Origin of the sequence: Methanoculleus nereidis (assembly GCF_032944295.1) — an archaeon.
GTDB classification, from domain to species: Archaea; Halobacteriota; Methanomicrobia; order Methanomicrobiales; family Methanoculleaceae; genus Methanoculleus; species Methanoculleus nereidis.
Genome location: NZ_JABFFQ010000006.1, coordinates 109118 through 130272 on the forward strand (window position 1 = coordinate 109118; position 21155 = coordinate 130272).

The following is a 21155-nucleotide window of genomic DNA, read 5'->3' on the forward strand; positions in this document are numbered from 1 at the left end:
AGCAAAAAAGAATGCGAATACCCCACAGTGAATGCACTGATATAACGGGAGTTCCGTATTTTCGTCTAGCCCCGCCTCCTAACCTGATTATTCCGTCTCAAAGAATATGCGCAGTGTGCCGCTATAGGTGCTCTATTTCGTATACCTCTCGGTGTTCTCCAGGGTCTACACACATTTACAGCATTTCTCAATGTTAGTCTCTTCGGTTGGCTCACATATTCCCCGCCAATACTTGTATCCTCTTCTACCCCTGCGCCGACAGCCGGCACCGCCGCAACCCCTGCCCGCGGCTCCGGAGGCGCCCGCCCCTTTGGAATGGCGACATCGTCTAGCACCTCAAACAGCCGCAGCCCCAGACCGGTCGGCTTGTAAAACATCTTCAATTTATTCTCGAACCTGGCAATCTTCCTCGCTACAAGCCCGCCGCCGACAAGGCCCTTCAGCACCGGGCCGAGCAATCACTCAATCCTGCCCGGCTCCCCCCGGGCCTTCTTTACAACGGACCGTATGAATGCCGTCTTTCCCCGTGTATAGGCCTCGCGGTCGAACGGATACTCTTCTTTGAGACGGCGTTTCAGTTTGCTATATTCCTCCGCAACATCAGGATGGAAAATAAGATAATCCCGGAAATACAGCTCATCCCAGTCGCCGCCATAGCGGACGTGGATATGGTAGGCCTGTCCCACAAACCCTTCCGGCGTATACCCCTTCATGAACATCATGTGAGGCGGCGGATCGCGTGGCTGGGGGTCGTAGAGGTACCCGATGCCCACCAAATTGCGAATCAGCTCCTCATTGTCGCAATCGTCGCTCACTTCAAGCAGGATATCGATTGTCGGCTTTGCGATGATCCCGGGGATGGAGGTGCTGCCGTAATGCGAGATCCGTTTGATGTGGTGCCTGCCGACAGCGTGTTCGATAAGTTCCTTTTCAGCGGAATAGATCGCCGGCCAGTCAGGGTTATACTCCGACAGGATGATAGGGAAAAGTCGTCCCAGTTCTTCAAGACTCATTTCATTCAGCGGTTTTACCAAGTTCATCACCCGAGTATTGCAATCTAACGAGGCATACGCGGTAAGGCACCATGGAATCTGTGCTTACGGTAGTTTTTCCCGACAATGTCGGAAAAACGTTTCGTTAAATCAATCCGGACTGCTTTGCTCTGCTTCTCCACGAGTCCAATCCCGTCTTTCTCCCGCTGCTTTCGGGATTTATACGACTTTGAGGCACTTCTCAGCATCAACGCATGAGGTTGTCCCACATTCCCGGCCGTACTTCTGTACTTTTTCGGGCCCCTATGCCGAAAACCGGTACCGCCGCAACCCCGGCACATGACCCCCGCCCCTCAGGCACGACAACATCATTCAGCACCTCAAACAGCCGCGGCCCTTCAGCTACAGAGAGTATCGAACGGTCGATCCGGGCAAAGCACAAAGGACAGGTGCAGTGCGGAGCGTAAGAAGCCATCAGGCTTCGAGTAGAAGGTCCCCTTCCCGGAACTTCGCCAGGACGTCGCTCGCCGGCATCTCCCACAGACCCGGAGATGCCGATACGGGCCACGCCGGAGCGCCCCCGGATGACGCGAAGGTTCTGCCGGATCCGGGCAAGGGGATGCATCGTTACTCTTGAGCACTCCATCCATCGTCTTGTACCCACCGATACCCGGGAGCACCCTGTTCACGTTGCTCCGGTGCCCGGGCAAGCACTACCACGACGCTACTACGTCCGCGAGATCGCCCGGCTACTCGGGCCAGGGGGTGGATTCGGCCAGCGCTGGTTGACTCATACCTGCTTTGAGCCAGATTCAAGATAAGAAGCAAAATAAAACATTGATAAAACCATAAACTCAATATCCCATGCGGTGACGCCCGGTGAGAGAACGCAACCTCCCTACGCCAGATGGCCCTGACCCAGAGGTGAAGGGAGCTATTTTTCTTGGATGGTTAAAGAAACGCGGCGGCATGAGGTAGGTACAGGACTGTCAGCGAAAGTGTCGGGAGAACGGCTTTGAGGCGAAAGAATTTGTCGATACGATGGGACAGGATTACATTCGCCTGTATCGCACCGGCAGGGGGGACAAAGTCATCAAACTTGAAAAACTCGTGTGGGCGGACCAGTGGATGACATACTACGACCTCGAAGTGCCCCATCACCGGCACTGGACCAAACTGAAAGAATAGTTTCTATTTCAGAACATTTTTTTACTATTACTGCTTACCACCAGGTGGAGCACCCACAGCGCTCGTGATAGGAGCACGGGTGCTGTGGGTGCACAGGAGAGGTGACTATGTCGGAGAAAAAACTGCCGGAGCTTCCTGAAGAACTCGAAGAGTTCCTGGACAAACCATATGGCGGCCTGTTCGGGAATACGGTTCTCGCTCAGGTCGTCGAAGAGATCGTCGCCGATCCGACGATGGACTATCGGCCCGGGTACCTTGAGGAGATGACGGGCAAAACAGCCCCCAGTATCAGAGAGGCACTCAGGGTGCTCGTCAAACTCGGACTGATCGAGAACGTGTCCGGTGATGTCCAGCATCCGGTCTATCAGGTCGTCGTCGAGTCGAAGAAGTTCATTGCGCTCTCCCTGCTGGCCTATGCCGTGATCGACGACCGGGACGGGACGGACTGCATGAACACAGCGATCCTGGATTACTACAACAGGTCGCTCAGGGCAAAGGCAGAACCGCTTGCGGTCGCGACAAACTATGCCGGCGAATGGACAACCGGAGAAGATTGCTCTGCACGGGAAGCAGAGTCAGGATATTCGATCTTCTCCATGGGGGCATAATCATGGACGAGAAGCAGAACGAGATAACAGACAGAGCAGCCGCCGTCGATCTCCGCAAACTCTATCGGTTCGAGCCGGAGGAGCTGCAACTGGATATCACGCACAGTTCCTACTCAAACCTTGCGTATGTGCAGGTAACACACAGGGATGTCTGTATCGACTTTCTGGAGATGCCCGGCGTCCGCCAGGAGGGCAGAGCGCTGGTAAACGGGACACGCGTCTACATGTCGCACGCCGCCGCACAGAAACTCGCTGAAGCGCTCAGCGGGATTCTTGAGAGAGTGCATAACGAGGAAGGCATGGAGAAGTACGTTCCCGGGGGTCTGGAGAGGAGATGATCCTCAACAGAAGTTGAACGGAAGCAAGAAGACCGGCTTGTGTAGAGTTCCTGTGCGCTGCCGATCGATTGCGTTTACAACGGGATCTCCCGGCCTCCAAGGGCAGACACCCGCCAGAGAGCCTTGAGCGTCAGCACCGGGCTGCCATCCATAGCCGACATAGCGAAGTGAGCAGAACAGCGCACATTATCTTCCCAGGGTGTATGTCCCCCTACCGCGCCTTCCAGCAGCAGATCACCCCATAATCGCACCGGGAGCAGAACGGCCCCGGCTTTGCGGGGAAATCCCGGCTGTTGATCCCCTGGATGTAGTTCTGGGCCGTCGCTCTCGCGGCATCGAGCCGGTCCGCCTCGACGTTGACGGGGACCACCGAGGAGTCCTGGAGGAACGCGAGCGACGCCGATCCCACCTTCTTGCCGCAGGACTGGAGACCGAGCGCGTAGAGCCGGATCTGCAACGCAGCCTCGTCGGGCGTGACGACCTTGCCGGAGGTCTTGTAGTCCCGCACCTCAAGCCCATCGCCCTGCTGGAGGACGAGGTCGACACGCCCGGCGACCGTAGCGTGCTCCATGGGGAACTCAACCCTTGCCTCCACCTCCCGGATCCCCCTCAGGTCCTCCGTATGGTCGGAGCTGAACTTCAGGAGTTTCGCTCTCGCGTCCGCCTTGAGTTTCTCGAGCCTCGCCCCGTCCACGTAGGGCATGAAGAAATGCTGGTCCACCGCCCGTGCGACGGCGGTGATCGGGTTGTCACCGTCCCGGATCATCGCTGCGGCCTCCCCCATACAGGCGTGGAGCGCCTTTCCATACCCGATCAGGTCCGAGAGCGGCGGTTCATAGCCCCAGATCTGCCGTAAGCGGTAGAGGTGAGGGCATTTGCCGTAGGTGATCAGCTCCCCGGCCGTGTAGGTCTGGAGCTCATCCCCCTCCCCAACGGCGGGGATGGCATGGAACGGGAGCGCATCGCTCTCCCCGAGGAACGTCACCTCCTCAGCGCCGGCGAAATCCTGCGCAAACACGCTCATCCCCTTCGGTCTCCCGTTCTGCGACGTAAAGCAACTCGCGACCAGGAGATCCTTTGCACGGGTTATCGCAACGTAGAAGAGTTTCCGTTCGCTCTCCAGGTCCCCCTCGTACTTCTCCACATCAAAGAGCTCCCGGGGGATGAGCCATTCCTGTGGTTTTCCTGCCATCCCCGAAGGAAAACGGCCGTCCACAAGCGCCGGCACAAAGACCACCGGCCACTCAAGCCCTTTTGCCTGGTGGACGGTCATGATCTGCACCGCCTCGATACCCCGGATATCGTCGGGCGACTGCTCGTCGTAGGCCGAGGTTGCGTATGCGTTGATATACTCACAGAGCCACGCAAGCAACTGGTCCCACTCCCTCGGTGCGCCCCCGAACCGGTTGACCGACTCAAAGTCAGTGAGGAGTTTTGCAAACCGGCCCAGGTTCGCCAGCGCAATTGCATCGTGAGGATCCTGGGGGTTGAGCTGCTGGTATCCAAGCGTATTCAGGAGGTCGTAATACATCGAGATGAGGTCGGGGTAGGCCTCATCCGCCGCCGCGGCCTTCCACAGAGAGAGCCGCTCCACCAGATCATCGGGAAGGATACCCCCCGGAATCACCGCCTTCCAGTCCCGGCACCCCGAATAGAGGAGGTCGTCATCGATGTAGAGTTCGTTGAAGTTATACCGGGATTTCTGGAAGTAGCCGCCTTTCGGGACCCACATGAAGAGCTTCGCGACGCACAAAACCTCGGGCCGGCGGAACAGCCCGACCTTTCCTCCCACGACGAAAGGGATACCCCGTTTCCGGAACTCATCGATGAAGACCGGTGCAGAAGTGGTGACGCTGCGGAGGAGAATCCCGATATCGCTGTACCTGCACTTCCCCGCATCGACATACCGCTCGATCTGGTCGGCGATCCATTGAGCCTCACCAACATCGGAGCTGCACCCGACAACGTATGCACCCCCGGGAACATCCCGGACCCCGGTCAGGGGGTCGTACCTGCCGACGAACCCCCCCGCCACAGCGTTTGCCACGTCAAGGATCACCGTTCCACTCCGCCGGTTCTCCGCGATCGTGACCTCTTCAGGATCCAGGCCTTCGGCGAACTGTTCAAAACAGCGCTCATCGGAGCCGCGCCACTGGTAGATCGTCTGCCGGGGATCGCCCACGACAAAGGTCCGGGCATTCTTCCCGAGCAGCCGTATCAGCCGCTCCTGTGCCCGGTTGATATCCTGGTACTCGTCCACGATGAGGTATTTTATGTTCGCCGCAAGCCCGGGATGACGCTCCAGCTCTTCAACGGCAACCTGGATCATGCGGTTAAAAGTGAGAAGCCGGTGGCGTTCGAGAGCATCCTCGTATACTTCAAAGGAGGCGATGAATTCAGGAGCCTGCTCGCGGAGGACGGAGCGGTCGAGCATCTCCGCATAGAAGACGTTGAGATTTCGGAGAAACGCCTCGCACTTCCGGGGATAATTGCCCCCATCCGGGAAGTGACAGTCCCACCCGACCCGGAGCAGAAACGCCATCTCCTGGTTCTCGTCGAGCTCGCCCCAGTTGCCGTATCCGCAGTAGTCCCGCAGGAGCGAGAGGCAGTAGGCGTGGATCGTCCCGACATACATCTCCCCCAGGCGGGAACACGCCTCCTCGCCGCCGAGATGCGCGACCCGGTCATAGATCCGGGTCTTCATACTCTGGGCCGCTTTCTTCGTGAAGGTGAACGCGACGATCGAGGCGGGGTCAACCTGCTCGACGAGGAGGAGATGGACGATCTTCCGGGTCAGGGTTTCGGTCTTCCCGGCGCCGGCCCCTGCGATAACCCGGATGCGGGCATTCCGGGACCGGACTGCTGCTCGCTGGCTCGGTGAGAGGGGTCTCGGGCTGTCGAGAACCAGCTCCTCCGGCAGCGGGCCTGCAATGCACGGTTGGGGAGGCGCCGGCCGGGGCAGCCGCACCGGGGAGGGGGCGGGTCTCGCGGGCGGTGGCGCCGTCGTTACCGGTATAACCGGACTGACGGGCTGTTCGGCCGGAATTGCCCTGTCGGTCTCCAGGTCGTACTCTTCCAGCCTGAGTTCCAGGACAATCGCCTCCATATCGACCGGCAGAAGGGTGTAGCCGGTGTTGAGAAACCTGAGCCTCTCAAGGAGGGTCTCGGCGGTAACGACAGCAAACCAGGGGTAAGCAGGGGCATTGATCTGGCCGTCGGGATACCTGCTCCCGGCCTCGAAATAGCCCCAGGCGCCCACCCTTCGGACGTACTTCTCATCAATCTCCGGAAAGCATTTTGCCCGGATCGGCAGTAGTTTGTCGAGGAAACTGAACCGCTCTCTTTCGAGCTGTTCAAACAGGTTCTTCTTGAGCGGGACGACCGCACCTTCGGCGGTCCTGACCTCCCAGGACCCGTTCTCGGAACCGGTGATCTCCCCCCGGTATGCCTTGAGTTCGAGGATGACCGGACCGGCGGGAACAAGCACCACACAATCAAGCTCCCCGTGAGGGACCCGCACATTGGTGAGCACAAACACCGTTTCGTCTTCGTACTCGTCCCTGAGCAGTTTAACGATCTCTTTTAACTGCCGGTGCTCATGCCCGTGTTCCCCACGCCTTCCTCGAAAAATTCGGAGCCCCATACGACGGATCGCCACCTGATTGGAAGGGTATCTTTTTTGACTGCATATAAAACACCCGATTTCAAAATGCCCTGTTACGAAAGGTTGTATGGATCTCCAAAGGTAGAGAGCTGCGGATCAGGATCAACCGGATCGAAGGTGTGAGAGGTGGGAGGGCCGGCCGTAGCGATCAACCTGCGATCCGGTAGCGGCCGGGTGGCACCCGGATCTCAAACCGGGCCCCATATCCTTCGCGGCCAGCTTCCTGTACCGAAAACTCGAGTGTCGCAAGGATCATCCGTGTCAGGTAAAGGCCCATCCCGGTGTTACGGCCGTACCCCGGTGAGAATATTCTGCCCTTCTCCTCCAGCGGAACGCCGATACCGTCGTCTTCGATGGTGATGAGCCCATGGTTCTCACTCACAGCGAACGTAATCCGGATCTCGGTAACGTTGCCTCCATGCCGGACTGCATTGTCGATGAGGTTCGCAAAGACCTTCGTCATCAGGGGATCGGCAAGGATCTCGGCGTTGCCGACATCGATCGAGATCAGAATGTTGGTGATTGCGTAGCCGGATAGCGCATCCCGTATAGTAGACTCAAGGTTGTACCAGTTCGAATGCGGGCCGCAGGCATCGAGATAATCCATGGTGAAGTTTACCTGCGTTTCGATGCAGTTGATCGCCTTCATCATGTTAGTATAGTTTCGCCGGAACTCAGGATCTTTTGGCATCTGATCTGAAAGGAGATCGTTGTAGCCGTGGATCACCGAGATCGCGTTCAGGATATCGTGCCGGACAATGCTCAGCATCAGCCTGATCTTTCTCGTTGTGCACGCCAGATCTTCGGCCGGCCGTCCCTTCGGCACACTCTTGCTAAAAGGCCCTCCCTGCACGGGAGGTGTTTGAGCATCATGGTGCTCGCCATTCACCTGTGCCTTGAACGTATCATAGCCGGTATTACCGTGAAGCCCACCAATTACATAGCATTGCATATCATATTCACCGCCTCGCAAACGTCGAATATTCCTGCTGCTATACGTATCGGGACAGGGATGAGCCGGTCGCCTGGAGAGTTCGACTGCGTCAGCCAGCCATGGCATCTGGTGATGGATGTGTGCTTCGCACGTGCTTGTGGTGTGTAAACTACGTGATTCCTGATGCACCATGCACTACATGAGCGGGATCACAGATGTGGCTGTCCAGGATCTGGAGATGCTGTTGTAAGCGCGGGTTAATGTACGATCCGATTATCTATAATGGCCCATCAAGCCACCCAATTACATATAACGACAGGTAGAACGTATTGAGGCAAGTCTATTTAAAAGTTTTCATATAGTAAAGCCGAGCAAATATTGTATTCACAAATATAATTAAACTAAAATACCTCCCGTCAGTAAAACGAAGTGCTAAAGAGTTCGGCGTATTTGTCACACGTAATGGGGTGCCAAACCTCAAATAGGTGAGATGGACACATATATGTGGGGTTGAAATTGCTTCCCGATTGACTCAATTACATATAACGACAAACAATTTTGAGCAATTGGGAGCGGTTGATACCCCACATACTTTCGTCCAACTGCCCCGAAGCAACAGTTCCCCAAACTTCAGCTGAGTCGTATCAAATGATGCTCTTTTGAACAACAGGAGATGCTGAAATGACCCGTTTCACCAAATCAGGCGTGAAACAAAATGGCAGCGGATTTCCGGCTCAGCGATCTCCGGATGCGCCGTGGGGACATAACGGAGCAGTATCGTCTCCGTGGGGCACCCGCATATGGACGAACGACGGCAGGCATATGCAATCAGCCACGAACCCTCTAAACGCCTGACTCCGATGGTACCCCGCAGAGGGAGGCACCCACGGATACGCCCTCTCCAGCACGCCCGGAGAGGGGGCCGTGCAATCCGGAGGGGGAACACCCTGCTCGAAACCCGCAACGTCCGGGCCAAACCCCGATCAGTTATCGATTCGAAAATAGGCATGAGTATAAAGAAGGAAGCCAAATAGATTTTTGAATGCGATGAGCAAGGGTACCCGGACGCCCGATCTGCCCGAATGCCGGCGGGACAGAGCGGCAGGAACATTCACCTTCAACCTGCAAACATTCAGCATCTCCTGGCTCACCGAGACTTTCGCCGGCATGCTCGGCTACCTGCCGGAGGACCTCGCCTCTCTCACGCTCTCCAGCATATGGCCTGACGAGGCAGAACGAGACCGGTTCTGCCGGCTGCTCGACGGCCAGAACGCCGTCGCGGACTATCCCGCCATTCTCGCCCGCCATGACGGCACACTCCTCCCGGTGACGATTGCCGCATCCACCTTCCCCAACACGGACATCACCTGCATTGTCTCTTTTCGCCCCCGCGAAGAGGAAGAGCACCTGCAGATCTTCAACTCCATGCCCGACGCCGTCCTCATCCTCGACTGGAACGGCACGGCCCTGTATGCCAACACCGCAGCCGCAACGCTCGTCGGCCTCTCCTCACCGGCCGATCTCATCGGCCGGAACGCGATGGAGTTCGTCCACCCCGATTACGCGCAGGCCATCGCCAGGGACCTCGCGAACGTGCAGTCCGGGCACGACGGCTACCTCGCCCACTACCTGATGCGGGACCTTCACGGAAACGAGAAGTGGGTCGAGGGGCTTGGTGCGAGGGTGCCCTTCAACGGACAGGAAGGAAACCTCGTCACCCTCCGAGACATCACCGAAAGGAAGAGCGTGGAGGGCGAACTCGCCCGGACCAACCAGCAGTTCCGGGACCTCTATCGCCTGGTCCGGATGATGTGCGACAACGTCCCCGACCTCATCTGGGCAAAAGATATGGAACGGCGGTATCTCTTCGCGAACAGGGGCCTCTGCGAGAAACTTCTGAACGCGGCAGACACCGACGAGCCGGTGGGCAAAACAGACCTCTTCTTTGCCGAACGCGAGCGCCGTCGCCGTCCCGACGACCCGGCATGGCATACCTTCGGTGAGATCTGCCGGGACTCCGACGCGATTGTCATGGAGAGCGGCGAAGCGGCGCGGTTCGACGAGTTCGGGAACGTCAGGGGAGAGTTTCTCTTCCTCGACGTTATCAAGGCCCCGTTCCGGGATGAGAACGGCCGGATGATCGGGACCGTGGGGTGCGGCCGCGACGTGACCGGGGAGCGGCAGGTGGAGGAGAGGCTCCGATGGAACGAAGCCCTCCTCTCCCGGATGGCCCAGGCCTCCCCGATCGCCTACCTCGTCGTCGACAACCGGACCGACGACATCCTCTACTTCAACAGCAGATTCTGCGAGATGTGGGGGCTCTCGCACCTGGAAGACGAGATGCGGGCAGGGAATCTCAAGAACAGGGATATCATCCCCCTCTGCACCCCGCTCATCGAGGACGCGGGAGTGCTTGCCCTGTCCAGCGCAACGCTCCAGGATGAAGAGGACCGCTCGGTGCTCGAGGACGAGCTCGAGTTCACCGACGGCCGGCATACCAGGCGGTTCTCCACCCAGATCCGCGACGCTGACGACCGGTACTTCGCGAGGCTCTACCTCTTTGAGGATATCACCGGGCGGAAGAAGGCATCCGAGGCTCTCCGCCGGCACGATGCCATCATGAGCGCGGTGAACTTCGCGGCGGACCGGTTCCTCAAGGAAACAGACTGGAAGAGACAGATGCGCGAGGTTCTCGAACGGTTCGGCAGGGCCACCGACGTCAGCAGAGTCTATATCTTCGAGAACGGCACGGATCCTGCGACCGGCGAACTCGTTTGCAGCCAGCGGTGGGAGTGGACGGCGAAGGGCGTCACTGCCGAGATCGGCAACCCGGATCTCCAGAACGTCCCCTACAAGGAGATACCCCGGTGGCACCAGGAACTCGCAGCCGGGAGAGTGATCGTCGGGCCGGTGCGGGCGTTCCCCCCGGACGAGCGGGCGTATCTTGAGCCTCAGGGAGTCCACTCCATCGCGGTCGTCCCGATCTCCGTCAATGAACAGTGGTGGGGCTTCATCGGGTTCGACGAGAACCGAAAGGAGCGCACCTGGTCGCCGGCGGAGATCGACGCGCTCCAGGCCGCGGCAAGCATCATCGGCGCCGCCATCCTCCGGACGATGAATGAAGAGGTCTTCCGGAACCCGGTGGAGCACTCGCCGGTGGGAGTCTACCTGTTTCAGGACGATCGTCTGAAATACGTCAACCCGCGGTTTGCCAAGATCTTCGGCTACACACGCGACGAGCTCCACAAGCCCGGCACACACCTCGCTCTGGTCGCCCCGGATGATCGGGATGATATGTATCGGCGGCTGCAGGCCCTCCTTTCCGGCGATACCGAATCGGAGCACTATGAGTTCTGCGGAGTACACCGGGACGGGCGGACCATATGCCTCGAGAATTTTGCAACCCGCCTCCTCTTCGAGGGCCAGCCGGCGGTCATCGGCAACCTGGTGGATGTGACCGACCGGAAACAGGCCGACGAAGCGTTGAAGAACTCGGAGGAGCGCCTGAAGATCCTCTTCGATTGCGCCCCGGACGCTTTCTTCCTTGCTGACATAAACGGGATCCTGATCGACGCAAATCGGGCGGCTGAGCAGCTGGCGGGCGGCCAGAAGGAGGAGTTCATCGGCAAGAGCATCGTCGAAGCCGGATTCGTCCCGCCGGAGGAATTCTTCAAGGTGGAAGAGATGCTCGGCCGGCTCGCGGCCGGGACCGCTGCCGGCCCGACTGAGTTTTTCTCCGTCCGCAGGGACAGCACCCGGGTCGCCGTAGAGATAACGGCATTCCTGGTGACGATCGACGGCCGGCAACTGGTGCTCGCGAGCGCCCGCGACACCTCGGAGCGGCGGCAGCTGGAGAACCTCAAAAAGGGAGCCTTCCTCCAGATCGAGGAGAACATCGAGCAGCTTGCCGTCCTGAACGACTCCATCCGCAACCCCCTCACCGTCATCATCGGCCTTGCGGAGATAGGGGATACGGATATCGACAGAAAGATCATCGAGCAGGCCTGGGTCATCAACGCGATCATCGACCGGCTCGACCAGGGATGGCTGATCTCAAGGAAAGTGAAGGCGTTCCTGAAGAAGCACTACACGTGAGGGAACGGTCACCGGGCCTCTGCCGGGTGCAGAGAAGCCGACGACCCCAGGCCGGCTCCCTATCTGCAGTTTCTATGCCGGATCGACACGGAACTGCCCCTTCGGTATTACGATCTCGAACCGTGCACCCCTGCCCGCCTCGCCGGTCTCCCGGATCGCGATCCCGGTGATGTCAAGGATCTCACGCGATAGAGACAGTCCGAACCCCGTGTTCTTCCCGACCCCCCGGGCGAAGATCTTCTCCTTCTCGTTCACCGGAACACCGTCGCCATCATCCTCGCAGACAATGATACAACTACCATCTCGAACCTCAGACATGAACCGGACCCGTGTGGCCTTCCCCCCGTAACGCAGGGCGTTGTCAATCAGGTTGAAGAACACCTTGCTGATGAGCGGATCGGCAAAGACCTCCAGGTCAGCAGGGATAGCGTTCTCCAGGGTGATCCGGCTGAGGCTGGCGCTCCGGCCCGCATCATCCACGAGGGACCGGATACCCTGCCAGACAGGAAGACCCACCCCGATCTCCTCGTACTCCTTCATGAACTGGATCATCGACGAGATCCGGCTGCTTGCTATAGAAATACGGGACAGGTAGTCGTCACTTACGGGATCGGAGTTTCTCTCGCGCAATAATTCGAGATACCCCTCCAGTATCTGGAGCTGGTTGTTGATGTCATGCCGCGTGATGCCCGAGAGGAGGTTGAGTTTCTTGTTCGCCTGCTTGAGGGCCTCCTCCGCACGCTTGCGCCGGGTGATGTCGTGCAGTGCCGAGAAGATGCCGATGACCTTCCCGTCCTGGATGTGCGGAACCAGGTGTACCGCAAAGATATGTTCCCGGCCGTCAAGGTCCCGGTTGAGACTCTCGAAGGCGACCTCCTGTCCCTCTAAAACGGCCTCGTACTTTGAGGCAGCCCGCCGGAACACATCCTTCGGCAACAGATCCCGGATACTCCGCCCGATCAGTTCGTCTTTCGTGCGCCCGTACCATACCGCATGCGCTTTATTAATATAGACAAACCGCAACTCCGTGTCCAGGTATGAGAGGAGGGTCGGGACGCCGTCCATAACCAGCGCGAGCAGCTCCTCACTCTGCCGCAACGCCTCCGCGGCCGCCACCCGTTCGGTGACGTCCCGGATGATCGTCGTCACCCGGATGCACCCGTTTCTGTCCGCAAAGAGCGCAGACGATATCTCTGCGGGGAAGGTAGTCCCGTCTCGCCGCCGGAACCTGAGTTCTCCTTTGAACCGCCCGGTGCGGGCCCGCTCCTCGAGGGCGGGTGCAAGACGCGGATCCGTGTAGTCAACGATACCGTCCCATCCCGCACCGAGCAGTTCCTCCTCGGTCATCCCGAAGATCCGGCAGGCCTCGGGGTTGGCAGAGAAGATCGTTCCGTCGGGGGCCGCAAAGAGGACCGCATCGATGCTGTTCTCGACGAGGTTCCGATACTTCTCCTCGCTCTCCGACAGGGCACTAAGGGCATGCAGCCGCCCGATCTCGGCGGCCGCTTTGGCGGCGATGATATCGATGATCTCCCGGGCGGAAGGCGGCAGGTCGAGCGGGGTCCGGCTGAATATGCAAAGGAACCCTACGGCCTGCCCTTCCGGATTGTGGAGCACGGTTCCGGCATACCCGCGGATGTCGGAGACACAAAGGTCCGGGCTTTCCGGAAAGAGCCAGGCTGCACTATCAGGATGGTTACAGAACCCATTTTTGGCGGCATCTTCGCAGGGCGTCCCTTTCAGAGGATAGGAGTATTCCGGGATCTTCTCCCCGTCGAGGAGCATGGAGAGCACCCGGACGCGTTCATGGTCCGGCGTGATCTCACCGATCATGACGCAGTCGGCCCCAAGCCAGGTATTGATACTCTCCGTTATTCGATCCAGGGATTCCCTGCCGGTCGCTCCCACCATGCCGGCGACGAGGGCGTTCAGCGCCGACTCCGCAGCCTTGATCTCAGTGACGTCACGGACGACCGTCAGCATGGTCGGCTGCCCGTTGAGGTCGAAGAGACTGGTAGTCACATCAAGGATCTTTTCACGGTTGTCTTTTGCCACGTAACCGGTCTGGAAAACTACGCGTTTGGTTTGCAGGAGTTTCTGAATAAGTTCAGGGGCTCGTTTTTGCATTTCCGGGGTATCGAGATCGATGAGGCTTACGCCCTGCAGTTCCTCACGGATCATGCCAAGGATCCGGCAGGCCGATTCATTGGCATCGATGAACTTTCCCGGACCCCGCGGCGTGAGTTCGTTGACCAGTATGCCATCGCTTGCATTCTCCAGGATCAGGCGGTAGCGCTCTCCAGTCTCCCGTATCGCCTCTTGTGCTCGTTTGTGTTCCGTTATATCTTCGATCGTCGAAAGGATGTGCGGCCTGTCGTCGATCAGAATGGTGCTCGAAGAGAACCGGCAGGTCCGGATCTCTCCGGCCTTGCTGCGGCACTGCAGTTCCATGCCCTGCACGGAATGCTTCTCCTGGAGCGTCGAGACAAACCGGGAGAGATCGTCACCACCAGCAAATAGCCCCAGTTCCTTTACTGTTTTTCCGATCACTTCCGCCCGGGTATACCCGGAGTTATGGAGAAATGCATCGTTGACATCGATAAATATACCGTCGGCTGCCGACGTCAGCGTCAGCGGGACCGGATTACTCTTGAAAAGCGTGGCAAACTTATACTCCGAGTCACGCAGCCTCTTCTCCGCCTGCCTGCGTTCGGTGACGTCCCGAAACGAAATGAGCATGGCCGGCGAACCTTTGAACGAGATCCTCCTCCTGGCGCACTCAAGCCACTTCTCTCGATTTTCCGCGGTGACAATCCTGCAATCAGCCGGACGCCGGTCATACTCCTGGACATCCCCCCTGAACAGGCCGATCGCACGCTCCCGCAAGTCAGGTGCAACAAAATCCAGCACGTTGCTCCCGCCTGCCGCATCCAGGTCGGTTGCGCTCTCAACGATATCGGCCGCCCTGCGATTGGCATACAGGATCTTTCCGGCCGGATCGGTGATGACGATACCCTCGTTTGACTGCTCCACGACCGCCCGGAGCGTCTCGGTACTCTCGCGCAACGCCTGCTCCTGCCGGCAGAGGAGGTCGTAATTCTCGCGGAGTTCTTCTTCGGCAGCAGTGACCTTCGCGTAGGCCGCGTGCAGTTCGTCCGCTGCCTTCTTCCGCTCTGTGTTGTCGATAAAGGTCTCCAGCAGGCACTCCCTTCCGTGGAAGTTGAACGGGACGACGTGCTTAATGATATCGACCATTCTTCCGTCCGCGGTCAGCAGCATGTGTTCGGCATTGTCAACATTCTGGTGCAGATCCGTTATCGGACACCTGCCCGATTCTGCCGTGCAGATATACTGGTGGCAGATTTTGCCTGCGATCTGCTCTCCGGGAGCCCCTATCATCCTCGCTGCAGCGGGGTTGAGATCGATGATCTCGTGCGTTTCAGCATCGATGATGACGATCCCTCCCTGGGCAGAGGCATAAATCCGCTGGAGGAAATCGTGGCTCTCAGCGAGTGCCGCTTCCAGTTCTTTGCGTTCGGTGATGTCCTTGAAGATCGCACGGATATACTGCGGTTTCCCGTTCAAGGTATTGCCTGTGGCAAGGCCTTCGGCATACACCTTGCTCCCGCCACGGGTCCGGAACACCACGTCTATGATACCTGCGTTTTCACCGGAGAGTGCGCGGGAAACGTATTCCTTAAAGCGCTCCAGGCTCTCGTCATGGATGATATCAAATATCCTGAGATTATCGAGGTCGTCCTTTTGGTACCCGAGCGTGTCCAGCCATTTTTTGTTGACAAACAGAAAATGCCCGTCGGGAGCCACACTCATAATCAGGTCACTCGCGTTCTGGAGATCATAGTAGCGCTGTTCCTGCTCCGCGAGGGTTATCTCCGCCCGCTTCCTCCTCACCGCCTGCCGGACCTTGTGCGCGAGCTCGGCGAACTGGGCCTTCGGGTCCCCGCCTTTCTGCACGTAGAAGTCAGCACCGTTGTTGATGGCCTCGATCACGACCTCCTCGCGCCCTTTGCCGGTGAACAGGATAAAGGGGAGATCGCCGAACTGCTCCCTGACGACCTTTAAAAACGCGATCCCGTCCATGCCCGGCATCTGATAGTCAGAGATGATAGCATCATACGACCGGATTGCAGGGCTGGCCAGCGCATCCTGTGCCGATGTCGAGGTTGCGATCTGGAATCCTCCTGCCCTTTCCAGAAAGAGGCGGGCCAGCTCAAGGAGACCGGGCTCGTCATCAACGTACAGAACCGATATCAAGAATGTTTCTCCCCTCAACCCTCTGGTCGACCCGCGGGATGGCATATACCAGGAGAACTCCCGGTACCAGTCCCCGCATTCCGCCCAGAAGCCGAATGCAGGTATTTCTGCATTCACTTATATAATAATTTCATTACAGTTACACGAGTTTATTTAGAGTATCAGACAAAATTTCATGGAATTTTGAGCGCTGTGCCTGAAGGACGATCGAGAGCGGCTTCCGCTCCGGTACTGAAGTGGATCTATTCGAACCGCAGAGAACTGTTCTTGTTCCGGCATCCCCGACCATAGGGAGGTATGAATGTACATGCCGCCACTCCTTACCGGGACTCCGGCGGAGCACCCCGGGACTCGCCTGCCGGAGGAGAGGGTCACGAGCCAAAGCCGCCCTCTTCCATCAGACGGGCGGCATTCCTCAATCCATACGCATCCAGAACCAGAAACGCACCTGCCGTGAACACGATCCCGGCGAGCAGGAAGACGAGGAGATCGACCAGCCCCTCTGGCAGGGTAACGGCGAGAACCCCGAGAACCAGCGAACTTACGCCCAGCCCGGAAGTATACCAGAAGCCGTTCGGCAAATTCCCTCGCTCCCGAAACGCCCGGAGCAGCGTGACAACGGCGCTGGAAAAGAACCAGATCACGAGAACCAGCAGGATGAGGACGAGGTACAGCTTCCAGAAGACAAACAGAGCGATCCCTGCACCTGCCACGAGGCTTCCCCGGATTATGTCCTTGTTCGCATGCTCCTGCCTCTTCCTCTGCCGGATGCCCCTGACAATCGTGAGGAGGCCAAGAAAAAGAACAAGGGAGGGCAGGATTACGGTGAAAAAGGGCGTAACATCAGAGATCGCCAGAAAGAGAAGGATCGTGGCTATCGCCCACAGGACCGCTCCAAAACCCATCCGGAGCCTCCAGCTCGTATGCTGATCGAGAAGGCGCTGCAGAGGGTCTTTCCGGGTTGCATCTTTCGCCGTTACGAGGATGGTCTCCATCGTCTCGTGGATCATGAGCACCAGGGAGGCATCGTCGATCAGGTGCATGAGAGGGTTCTTCTCGGGATCGTACCGGTCCATGTGGACACAGTACTCAGATACCGTCTCGTGAGCATGGTACTGTCCCCGCCGGTAACTCGCGATGGTGCCAGCGCTCGGCACGTTGATGGGCGAGCGTTTCCAGTCCGGCTCGAGCGGCTCGGTTACCAGGGCCTTCGGGACGACGACCTGAAAGACCCCCTGGTGCAGCGCATCGAGATACGACTCAAGTGTGCTCAACTATTCTCCTCCTCACGATTGTTTCATCCTCAGAATTCTCCGACACGGCTCAGGTTGTCTCCGTGCAGGATTGGCAGCCAGGCAATTTATAACGAATTCCTGCATCTGCCGCCGGGAGAACCCGATCGGAGATGGATATGAATAATAACGCGTCTGGCGGGTATGAATTTAGCGCATTTTCGTGGAAGCGCTTGCCCTGCAGCGCTCCTGCTGTTCACAGATGAACATAGGGATAATAGACGAGGTCCCGGACAATCGCCCCTTACCGTCACCGTAGCCGGAATGCCGGGATGATCGCCGCGATACCTCCTACGACTGCGAAGGTTGTCACGATCATCAGCGGGGGGGCGAGGAGGGGGAACCCGAAGACGATACTGAGAACCCATCCCGAAAGAGTTGGTGGATGCCGCGCTGGCATGGAGGCCCGAAGAGCAGGAAGCACTGGAGGTAGCACCATGAGAGGCGGAAGACCCGGCCTTATCGGCACCGTGGCCCGTACCGCGGTGGTCGCGGGAACAGCCACCGTGACTACCCGCGCTGTCGATAAGAAGATGCAGGAGAGAGAGATGAAGAAGGTGGCGCAGGGGCAGCAGGCAGCACCCCCCGCACCGGCCCTGCCAGGCATAACCCGGGAGGAGAAGATGGCCCAGCTCAGGGAACTCGCGGAGTTGAAGCAGATGGGGGGCCTGACGGAGGAGGAGTTCCAGCAGGAGAAGCAGAAGATCCTTGCCCGGTAGGAACGCCGGACTCCACCATCTTTGAGGCTCCCGAACCGGCCGGCGCAACGCAAGGAGCCGTCTATCGGCAGAATTCAGGCCACGCCGCAATTGCAGGACCGTAGTGTCTGCACGGTGACTCCGGCAGGACTATGGGCACATCAGGACCCGCCGCTGAAAAAAAGAGCGATGGCCTCACCCCGCACCAGGATCGATCATCGCGTCGATCGCTGCCCCCGGGGGAACCATGGGAAAGACGTTCTCCTCCCGCTCGATCCTGAAATCGACGAGATAGGGGCCGGAGTGCTCGAGTGCGTTCGAGAGCGCGCCCCTCACATCCTCGCCGGCCTCGACCGTCTCGGCCTCGATGCCGTAGGCCCGGGCAATCCCGACGAAATCCATGGGAGGCAGGTCGGTGAAGGCATACCGGCGGTCGTAGAAGAGCTCCTGCCACTGGCGCACCATCCCGAGGTACCGGTTGTTCAGGACCAGGATCTTTATAGGGATGGCGTACTGGGCGATCGTCCCGAGTTCCTGGATGTTCATCTGGAGACTGCCGTCCCCCGCGACGAGACAGACCGGCTCGTCCGGGCGGGCGAAGTGCGCCCCCATCGCCGCCGGAAGGCCGTAGCCCATCGTCCCGAGCCCGCCCGACGATATCCACGACCGGGGCCGCCGGAAACAGTAGTGCTGCGCCGTCCACATCTGGTTCTGGCCGACCTCGCTTGCGATGATGCCGGCGCCGTCCAGGAGCGAGCAGAGGTCCCTGACGATCCGTTGCGGGCGGAGGCCGCTGTCCTCCGGGCAGCGGAGGGGATGCCCCGCCTTCACCCGCGTGATCCTCGAAAGCCAGGCGTCGCGTTCCCTCCCCTTCTGCAGAAGTCCGAGCATCTCCGCCAGCACGGCCTTCGCGTCGCCGACGATGGGGATATCGACCGGCTTGTTCTTCCCGATCTCGGCCGGATCGATGTCGAGATGCACGACGGCGGCACCGGGTGCGAAGGTCTCGATCCGGCCCGTCACCCGGTCATCGAACCGCACGCCGACCGCGAAGAGGAGGTCGCACTCGGTGAGCGCGGTATTTGCGCACCGGGTCCCGTGCATCCCGGGTATACCGAGGTTGAGCGGGTGGTCGCCGGGGATGAGACCGAGCCTCATCAGGGTCGTCGTGACCGGGATCAGCAGGGTCTCCGCGAGCGCGACGGCCTCCGCGGCGGCCTCCGAGGCCACGACCCCGCCGCCTGCGTAGATGACCAGCCGTTCGGCCGCCCTCAGTGCCGCGACGGCTTTCTCGATCTGGCGCCGGTGTCCGCGGAGGATCGGGCGGCAACCCTTTCGTACGGCCGGTTCCGGGTGCCGGCCGTCATGCTCTATCCGGGTTTCGAGAACGTCCCGCGGCAGGTCGACGAGGACCGGCCCGCACCTCCCCGTCCGGCTGATGGAGAATGCTTCGCGAACGATCCCGGCGAGGTCCTCCGTCCGTTTGACGAGGTAGTTCTGCCTGGTGACGGGAGCCGTGATCCCGGTGATGTCCGCCTCCTGGAAGGCGTCGTTGCCGAGCGACGTCGTCGGAACCTGACCGGTCAGCGCAACCATGGGCACCGAGTCCATGTACGCGGTCGCGATGCCCGTGACGAGGTTGCAGGCCCCCGGACCGGACGTCGCGAGGCAGACCCCGGTCTTCCCGCTCGCACGGGCGTAGCCGTCGGCCGCGTGCGCCGCCGCCTGTTCGTGCCGGATTCCCGGACCGTCAAGTTCGTCGTAGATGGGGAGGACCGCGGCGCCGGGATAGCCAAAGATGGTTGTCACCCCCTGCTCGCCGAGGCCGTCAAGCAGGATGCCTGCACCGGTCTTCAGCATGTGATCACCCGGGAGATGATGCCGGGTCCTGGCGAGCCGGCGAGACCGCTCCGGAGACGTCCGTAGCCAAAAGACAGGAATGTGTAGAGAGCCGCGAAATTGTCGTTAGAACACTTCACAGGAACAGAGTCAGACTGTTCACAAATCCATTCCGCTGTAATACAGCGGCTGTACAAAACGATCCGTCATGGTTGTCCACCACACCGGACTGTATGTTTTTCCAGGGATATAAATGAATCTGGAGCGGGGCCGCAGGCGCTGAAATGCCGTCAGGGTTCTGACATTGAGAGCCGGCCGGTACCTGCGGCCGTATGCCGCCCGGTGCGAGGAAGGAGGCAATCCCCGGCACCCCGGCACGCTGTCCCGCTGAATAGCCAGGCTCCGATCGCACCTCCCATGCCCAGAGTTGCAGGCTGTAGCACCTCAAATCAGGTGTATGCCTCATTTGCGTGTTCGATCCGTTCCCGGACCTGCAACCGATACCATGCGATGATCTTCAAAATGACATCGTAACCCGTCCCCTTGAGGCGATAGGATACCGCAGACTGGCTGGTGCCGATCCGGTCCCCGATCTCCGTCTGTGTGAGCCCCTCGAGCGTCAGCATCACGGCTTCGGTCTGCCTCTTCGTATAGCCGTCGATCATCCTATCCAGGACGTCACAGAAGATCGACAGCGCCGTGTTGAGGTCCTCCCAGGGGGTTGTTACGATGATACCGCGCCCGGCTTTCTTCATAGCATCCAGCTCGAGGCCGGAGAGCCGGAATGCCTCGCCATCCCCTTCGCCGGCCGAACCGTCAGCCGGCAGGTAGCGGATGGTTCCAATCCCGACTGCAATCCGTGCGTCCAGCCGGAGAGCGCTGTTGTCGCGATTGAACCCGGCGATGAGCTTGAGGCGCAGGAGGACCGCATCCTCGAGCGCCTCCTCCGGGTTTGAAGAGACACCCTGAAAACTGTCCCCGCGGAATATCGAGAACGGCGCCGTGTAATCCTTCCCGATCTCTGCCAGCGTATCCTTCAGGCGGCGTATGCACACGTCACCGTATGCATCTTTGATGTCGCGGGAGCGGACCAGATCCCCCGTGAGGACTGCGTAAACGTTTCTCTTTGTCATGGCGCCATCGCCGTCTTTCCTTCAACGTTGTCGGCGATCTTATATGAATATATTTCCTCATATTCAAAATAAATGAGCAATTATACCTATAATTCATGA

Annotated in this window: 13 protein-coding genes; 5 read left to right on the forward strand and 8 right to left on the reverse strand. The window is 59.2% G+C overall.

The window, feature by feature from the left end:
* Positions 1-458: 458 nt before the first annotated feature.
* A complete protein-coding gene (locus HL657_RS09000) occupies positions 459-1040 on the reverse strand; it encodes a GrpB family protein (RefSeq protein WP_317296485.1) in 582 nt (193 codons plus the stop codon).
* 993 nt (positions 1041-2033) lie between these two features.
* Here HL657_RS09000 and HL657_RS09005 point away from each other — a divergent pair.
* From HL657_RS09005 to HL657_RS09015, 3 genes are all read left to right on the forward strand, one after another.
* Positions 2034-2180, forward strand: coding sequence for a hypothetical protein (locus tag HL657_RS09005; RefSeq protein ID WP_317296486.1), 147 nt, complete (start codon positions 2034-2036; stop codon positions 2178-2180).
* Positions 2181-2287: 107 nt separating this feature from the next.
* A complete protein-coding gene (locus HL657_RS09010) occupies positions 2288-2788 on the forward strand; it encodes a hypothetical protein (protein WP_317296487.1) in 501 nt (166 codons plus the stop codon).
* Positions 2789-2790: 2 nt separating this feature from the next.
* Positions 2791-3126, forward strand: a complete 336-nt coding sequence (locus tag HL657_RS09015; RefSeq protein ID WP_317296488.1) for a DUF3467 domain-containing protein — start codon at positions 2791-2793, stop codon at positions 3124-3126.
* A gap of 211 nt (positions 3127-3337) precedes the next feature.
* Here HL657_RS09015 and HL657_RS09020 read toward each other — a convergent pair whose 3' ends face one another.
* Both HL657_RS09020 and HL657_RS09025 read right to left on the reverse strand, forming a co-directional pair.
* Positions 3338-6769 (reverse strand): UvrD-helicase domain-containing protein, encoded by a 3432-nt coding sequence (locus HL657_RS09020; RefSeq protein WP_317296489.1) that lies wholly within the window; start codon positions 6767-6769, stop codon positions 3338-3340.
* Positions 6770-6938: 169 nt separating this feature from the next.
* Entirely contained in the window at positions 6939-7559 is a 621-nt protein-coding gene (locus tag HL657_RS09025) for a sensor histidine kinase (RefSeq protein ID WP_317296490.1), read from the reverse strand.
* A gap of 1212 nt (positions 7560-8771) precedes the next feature.
* On the opposite strand from HL657_RS09025, the gene HL657_RS09030 reads away from it, so the two are divergent.
* The gene (locus tag HL657_RS09030; protein ID WP_317296491.1) at positions 8772-11819 is read left to right on the forward strand and encodes a PAS domain S-box protein; all 3048 of its coding nucleotides are present in this window, start codon (positions 8772-8774) and stop codon (positions 11817-11819) included.
* 72 nt (positions 11820-11891) lie between these two features.
* Here HL657_RS09030 and HL657_RS09035 read toward each other — a convergent pair whose 3' ends face one another.
* The 3 genes from HL657_RS09035 to HL657_RS09045 form a co-directional block, all read right to left on the reverse strand.
* Positions 11892-16094 (reverse strand): PAS domain S-box protein, encoded by a 4203-nt coding sequence (locus HL657_RS09035; RefSeq protein ID WP_317296492.1) that lies wholly within the window; start codon positions 16092-16094, stop codon positions 11892-11894.
* A 371-nt stretch (positions 16095-16465) separates the two neighbouring features.
* Positions 16466-17368 carry an HdeD family acid-resistance protein gene (locus HL657_RS09040; protein ID WP_317296493.1) on the reverse strand — a complete coding sequence of 301 codons (903 nt, stop codon included), beginning with the start codon at positions 17366-17368 and terminating at the stop codon, positions 16466-16468.
* 268 nt (positions 17369-17636) lie between these two features.
* Positions 17637-17786 (reverse strand): hypothetical protein, encoded by a 150-nt coding sequence (locus HL657_RS09045; RefSeq protein WP_317296494.1) that lies wholly within the window; start codon positions 17784-17786, stop codon positions 17637-17639.
* Positions 17787-17823: 37 nt separating this feature from the next.
* On the opposite strand from HL657_RS09045, the gene HL657_RS09050 reads away from it, so the two are divergent.
* On the forward strand, positions 17824-18105 hold the full coding sequence (locus HL657_RS09050) for an SHOCT domain-containing protein (protein WP_317296495.1): 282 nt from the start codon (positions 17824-17826) through the stop codon (positions 18103-18105).
* 174 nt (positions 18106-18279) lie between these two features.
* On the opposite strand, the gene ilvB is transcribed toward HL657_RS09050, so the two are convergent.
* Both ilvB and HL657_RS09060 read right to left on the reverse strand, forming a co-directional pair.
* Positions 18280-19941 carry a biosynthetic-type acetolactate synthase large subunit gene (gene ilvB, locus HL657_RS09055; RefSeq protein WP_317296527.1) on the reverse strand — a complete coding sequence of 554 codons (1662 nt, stop codon included), beginning with the start codon at positions 19939-19941 and terminating at the stop codon, positions 18280-18282.
* Between the two features lie 431 nt (positions 19942-20372).
* The gene (locus HL657_RS09060) at positions 20373-21056 is read right to left on the reverse strand and encodes a hypothetical protein (protein ID WP_317296496.1); all 684 of its coding nucleotides are present in this window, start codon (positions 21054-21056) and stop codon (positions 20373-20375) included.
* Between the last annotated feature and the right edge of the window lie 99 nt (positions 21057-21155).

Bases quoted from the DNA above. Each gene is read 5' to 3' on its own strand.
- HL657_RS09030 (WP_317296491.1), top strand. From the start codon at position 8,772: ATGAGCAAGGGTACCCGGACGCCCGATCTGCCCGAATGCCGGCGGGAC.
- HL657_RS09005 (WP_317296486.1), top strand. From the start codon at position 2,034: ATGGGACAGGATTACATTCGCCTGTATCGCACCGGCAGGGGGGACAAA.
- HL657_RS09015 (WP_317296488.1), top strand. From the start codon at position 2,791: ATGGACGAGAAGCAGAACGAGATAACAGACAGAGCAGCCGCCGTCGAT.
- HL657_RS09050 (WP_317296495.1), top strand. From the start codon at position 17,824: ATGAGAGGCGGAAGACCCGGCCTTATCGGCACCGTGGCCCGTACCGCG.
- HL657_RS09045 (WP_317296494.1), bottom strand. From the start codon at position 17,786: ATGCCAGCGCGGCATCCACCAACTCTTTCGGGATGGGTTCTCAGTATC.
- HL657_RS09020 (WP_317296489.1), bottom strand. From the start codon at position 6,769: ATGGGGCTCCGAATTTTTCGAGGAAGGCGTGGGGAACACGGGCATGAG.
- HL657_RS09000 (WP_317296485.1), bottom strand. From the start codon at position 1,040: ATGAACTTGGTAAAACCGCTGAATGAAATGAGTCTTGAAGAACTGGGA.
- HL657_RS09025 (WP_317296490.1), bottom strand. From the start codon at position 7,559: ATGCTGAGCATTGTCCGGCACGATATCCTGAACGCGATCTCGGTGATC.
- HL657_RS09060 (WP_317296496.1), bottom strand. From the start codon at position 21,056: ATGACAAAGAGAAACGTTTACGCAGTCCTCACGGGGGATCTGGTCCGC.
- HL657_RS09010 (WP_317296487.1), top strand. From the start codon at position 2,288: ATGTCGGAGAAAAAACTGCCGGAGCTTCCTGAAGAACTCGAAGAGTTC.